This is a genomic window from Oleiphilus sp. HI0132 (assembly GCF_001635845.1).
In genome coordinates, this window is record NZ_LWGJ01001208.1 from 1 (window position 1) to 4,536 (window position 4,536).

At 43.6% G+C, this 4,536-nt stretch carries 5 protein-coding genes; 2 read left to right on the forward strand and 3 right to left on the reverse strand.

The features are described from left to right. Window positions 1–46: 46 nt before the first annotated feature. A complete protein-coding gene (locus A3766_RS17560) occupies window positions 47–700 on the forward strand; it encodes an efflux RND transporter permease subunit (protein WP_068642600.1) in 654 nt (217 codons plus the stop codon). Window positions 701–761: 61 nt separating this feature from the next. Here A3766_RS17560 and A3766_RS17565 read toward each other — a convergent pair whose 3' ends face one another. After that, window positions 762–1,808: a putative solute-binding protein gene (locus A3766_RS17565; RefSeq protein WP_068553859.1), complete on the reverse strand. Its 1,047-nt coding sequence runs from the start codon at window positions 1,806–1,808 to the stop codon at window positions 762–764. A 227-nt stretch (window positions 1,809–2,035) separates the two neighbouring features. Here A3766_RS17565 and miaA point away from each other — a divergent pair, with 227 nt between their 5' ends. Beyond that, window positions 2,036–2,947: a tRNA (adenosine(37)-N6)-dimethylallyltransferase MiaA gene (miaA, locus tag A3766_RS17570; RefSeq protein ID WP_068507507.1), complete on the forward strand. Its 912-nt coding sequence runs from the start codon at window positions 2,036–2,038 to the stop codon at window positions 2,945–2,947. A gap of 18 nt (window positions 2,948–2,965) precedes the next feature. Here miaA and A3766_RS17575 read toward each other — a convergent pair whose 3' ends face one another. Continuing rightward, entirely contained in the window at window positions 2,966–3,541 is a 576-nt protein-coding gene (locus tag A3766_RS17575) for a magnesium transporter MgtE N-terminal domain-containing protein (protein ID WP_068507510.1), read from the reverse strand. Between the two features lie 10 nt (window positions 3,542–3,551). Next, window positions 3,552–4,322, reverse strand: coding sequence for a TRAP transporter large permease subunit (locus A3766_RS17580; protein WP_197479614.1), 771 nt, complete (start codon window positions 4,320–4,322; stop codon window positions 3,552–3,554). Window positions 4,323–4,536: the final 214 nt, after the last annotated feature.

Genomic DNA, 4,536 nt, shown 5'->3' on the forward strand with positions numbered 1-4,536 from the left:
CTAAATCTTGTGACTCCGGTAGCCGGAAGTATGACTCATCATCGGCATGCATATTTTTATTCAGGCGCTTGAAAAGGATATTGCTGAATGGCTTGAGACAAATACCGATATTACTGAGTTCTATGCTGCGAGCCCGAATATCATGTTCTCTCATATCGGTGAGCGAAACGTTATGAGTATGGTTTCGGGGGTAAGTTATGCATTGATACTAATTTGTATCATCATGGTGATCGTACTCAGGTCAGTCAAACTGGGCTTGGTTAGCCTAATCCCTAACCTTATACCTATTGGTGCTGCATTTGGTTTGTGGGGTATCTTCAACGGTAATGTTGGCATATCCGTAGGTACCGCAACAGGTATGGTCCTGGGTATCGTCGTTGATGATACCGTCCACTTTTTAAGCAAGTATCGAAGGGCTAGGCGTGAGAAAGGCTATACTAGCGAGCAAGCGGTGCAATATGCTTTCGCAACCGTTGGTACTGCACTTTGGGTGACAACCTTCGTTTTAGTCGCAGGGTTTATGGTGCTTGCATTGTCCAACTTCAACATGAACGCCCACATGGGTATCTTCACTGCAACAACGATTACGCTAGCACTGATATTCGACTTTATAGCGCTACCCGCAATTCTACTCAAGCTGGAAGAGAAGACTGCGGGTAAGCAAGGCACAGAAAACATCCTTACTTCTACTCCAAACTAAAACCCAACAAAAAAGCCCCTACAAAGGATAATTTGTAGGGGCTTTCTTATTCATCAAGTAGCTATTCTGGTTTAGCGTTTGCAGCACACTCGCCACGAGAACGATCCAGACGGCAACGAATTTTCCAGAGTAACTTAAGTGCCGTAGGATGATTGACCTTGTCTGCCTTTAGTGCCATGCGTACACGTTTACTGAAATGATCAATATCATCCTTAGTAAACTGACTAATCTCGATCCAGTAGTTTTGAGGTATTTCATTCTCAGCATCCTTAACCATTCGTTCCATATCATCCATTCGTGTCAGGATATAATTACGCATTTTGTGGCCAAAGCTAACGCACTCACGCTTTCTGGCTTTTCGGTTCCTGGAACATACCTCAGGGAATTGATCACGCTTAGCGATTGTTTGCAGCATGCCATAATAAAGTCGGTAATCAATTATCCCGCCCTTGTCACCTAATCCGTTGTATAGCTCAAATGTGTTATAGGCCAAAGCTGGCATCAACAAAATATCGACATTACCATTATTGAATTGCCCTGCAAAAGTGGTCAGAGAAACATTGAAGGGAGAAGCACCCGCCAAGTCGGCAAACTTTTTAGCCTGGGGGTCTCCATTAAGAATTGCCAGTTTTTTACCAGCAAAGTCATCGATACTTTCTATCGATCGGTCATTTACAAAGGCAAACATTGACCCTACCGGAAAAGTTGCAACCACTTCGTAATTACCCTGGGTCATCAACTTACCGGCACGAGGACGAGCCAACGTACCCAAGGCGAGTTCAAGGCCTTTCTGGGAGGTAATCGCGCCAATAGCATCCATTGTGCCGCCAAATTTAACGAATTGGCGTGAAAGTATTGCGCTCAAAAGTACGGCTTCACAGCGCCCTGCTTTAAACTCACTTGCGGCGACCTTTTCGTCAGTATATGCAACAAACCTGATACTCAAGCCCCATGATTGAGCTTTTGGTATTAAGTCAGAATAAAAAGACATAACCGGGCCATTACGCCCAACCGGATCCCAAATACAAAATGTTTTTTTCTCTAGAGAGTATGCAGACGTGCTTGCTAATATTAATACCAGCGCTATTAAGACGTTGTAGACCTTCATTCCGAAAAGAATTCCTTGTTTAGGTTCTTGTTAACTCAAGGTTTGCAAGATTATATCTTCGTTTTTATGGTACAAGTGTCCAGCAAAGTAGCCGTATTTATCATGTAATTGTTATAAGATAGCGATTCACGGTAACTGGCCAGTTATAATAGCTGGCAGTTTTATATCTACTTATTTCCCACACTATAACGAAGTGTTTGTTAGTTCAATACTTATTACAGATTAATATGACAGATTCTCATCAAGCCAAACTAGTTACCATTCTAGGCCCTACGGCAAGTGGTAAAACCTCATTAGCTGTAGAGCTTTGCCGTCAGTTTTCAGGTGAGATAATCTCTGCCGACTCTCGCCAGGTATACCGGGGCATGGACATTGGTACAGGCAAAGATCTCGATGAATACGAAGAAGTCCCCCATCACCTAATCGACATTGTGGAGCCGCAAGAGGAATTCAACCTTTTCGCCTACGCCCAACATTTCTCCACAGCTTTCACCAATATCGTCAAACGCGAACAACTGCCGTTTTTAGTGGGCGGAACAGGGATGTATCTAGATGCCATATTAAACCGTTATGAATTAACGATAGCGAAGTCTGACGAAAAAGCACGTCAGGAAATGGAAAATAAATCAGAACGCGAATTAATCGAGCTATTGCTAAGTTTTGACAAAAATTTACACAACACAACCGACTTGTTAAGCCGAGACCGCATCATTAAAGCAATCGAAATAGCAGTAGCCGACAGCAAAGATCTAAAGCCACTGGAGCTTCCCACTTTTACACCCCTTACGATAGGCATTCGCTTAGAGCGCGAAGAAATAAAGGCTAGAATCACAGCGAGGCTTAAGGCACGGCTTGAAGAAGGCATGATAGAGGAAGTAGAAACACTCAGACAACAAGGCCTTCCCTGGGAAAAGTTACACTTCTTCGGCCTTGAATATCGCTTTGTCGCACAATACTTGCAAGGTGAGCTGAGTTACAACGATATGTACCAAAAACTCAATTCAGCCATTCACGCTTTTGCAAAACAACAAAGTAAGTGGTTTAGGAATATAGAAAAGAAGGGGCAGGAAATTCATTGGATCGATAAAGGAGAGGATCTTTTCGACAAAGCCGCAGAGCACCTCGCGAAGCATCTTTAGCGAGCTTTGCTTGGCGAACTACGCTAATGCGTGCAGCTTCTTAAAGGTCACTAGCCTCAACTCGTTTAAGTCTTTTTCAAGTACTGCCAGCGTCAAACCGTGCTTAACCATGCTTTTTAACAAGCTTTTGTCTGCATATTCCAGTATATCCAATACACGCAAGGGGTGTTGCTCAGCCAAGCAGGCAATTACATCTTGCGCCTGTTTTTTCGGCAGCCGAGCTAGCAATTCGGCTGCATAGCGCTCATTCATAAAGACCGCTGTTTCACAGACATACTCAACAGACAAACCTTTTGCTATTTGAACAGCACTCTTAATGGGGAGCTTAGATGTAATTCTTGCCGCAATGGGTGGGTCGATATATTTGTTTGTAATCGCAAGCACGAGAAAGTTGGGGATATATCTAAGCGTTTGAGAGATAGACTCGAAAAAACGATCAAATCCTTTTCTTTCACGTTCGAGCACCGACTCAACCAAATCAAACACAGCTTCAAATTGTTCATCACTCATGCCAGAAATTATTTCTGGCAAGTCACTTTCACTCTGCCGTTCAAGTTGCTCTAATTGCTCCTCACGTTTTGCTACGCGTTCCATTCTAGCAACCTTATTGATCGATGAATGCTAATGGAACGAAAGCAACAAGAATGAGTGTTGTACCCATAACCATAAGCGGAAGAAGTAAACGCTCGTGGCGATAATAAAAGGAATCGCCCTCTTTTAAAGCGAGACTGACTTCCTCATCACCCACAACCTGACGGGTAAGTAGGTGATTTAACGAAACCGGCGGACTCAAATAACCAAGTTCGAAAGCCATCAAGCAGGTCATCCAGAAGTGAATCGGATTGATTCCGGCAGCATAAGCAACCGGAGCAATCGTACCTGTAACCAGGATAAGCGCACCAAAGGGGTCCATTACCATGCCGATCATCACCAAAAACAGAACGAGAAACGCCATCGTGCCGTAGGTAGAGCCGAAGAATTCGGGTATCTCTAGTACGCCGCCGCCCCGTTCTATAATGCCGCCAACTGTAAACGAGCAAGCCATTAACATCAGTAAGGCGCCAATTTGTATGGATGAGTTATCTACAGAACTGGAAAAGGCTGAAGATATCGTCGGACTCGCCTTAGCACTTTCATTTCGCTGATGGAAATCCCTACTAAATTTACGTTCAAACACTAAAACTGCCATAACGATAATTGGCAGCATGACAGGTGCCGTAAATTCGTCAAGTTGAGCATCTAGCAATATGTCGTAAAGAAAGAGCGCAGCGACCAGAATCCCAACATAAGGAAGAAGTGGCATCAAATTTCTAAGAGAAGGTAACAATGCTTCACTTGCCGGTACAATTTTCATAGGGTCCTTTCGTGTAATCATTGCAAATACCGCAAACACGAGCATACTCAGAAGAAAAACCCTGAAGCCCCAATGAAACAGCTCGTCTGTCACAACTTCTTTATTAAGTATTGCTAGATGCTCAACTTGACGAATTTACGGCACCTGTCATGCTGCCAATTATCGTTATGGCAGTTTTAGTGTTTGAACGTAAATTTAGTAGGGATTTCCATCAGCGAAATGAAAGTGCTAAGGC

Coding starts and splice junctions, on each gene's coding strand:
- A3766_RS17580 (WP_197479614.1), bottom strand. CDS start 4,322: ATGATTACACGAAAGGACCCTATGAAAATTGTACCGGCAAGTGAAGCA.
- A3766_RS17560 (WP_068642600.1), top strand. CDS start 47: ATGCATATTTTTATTCAGGCGCTTGAAAAGGATATTGCTGAATGGCTT.
- A3766_RS17575 (WP_068507510.1), bottom strand. CDS start 3,541: ATGGAACGCGTAGCAAAACGTGAGGAGCAATTAGAGCAACTTGAACGG.
- miaA (WP_068507507.1), top strand. CDS start 2,036: ATGACAGATTCTCATCAAGCCAAACTAGTTACCATTCTAGGCCCTACG.
- A3766_RS17565 (WP_068553859.1), bottom strand. CDS start 1,808: ATGAAGGTCTACAACGTCTTAATAGCGCTGGTATTAATATTAGCAAGC.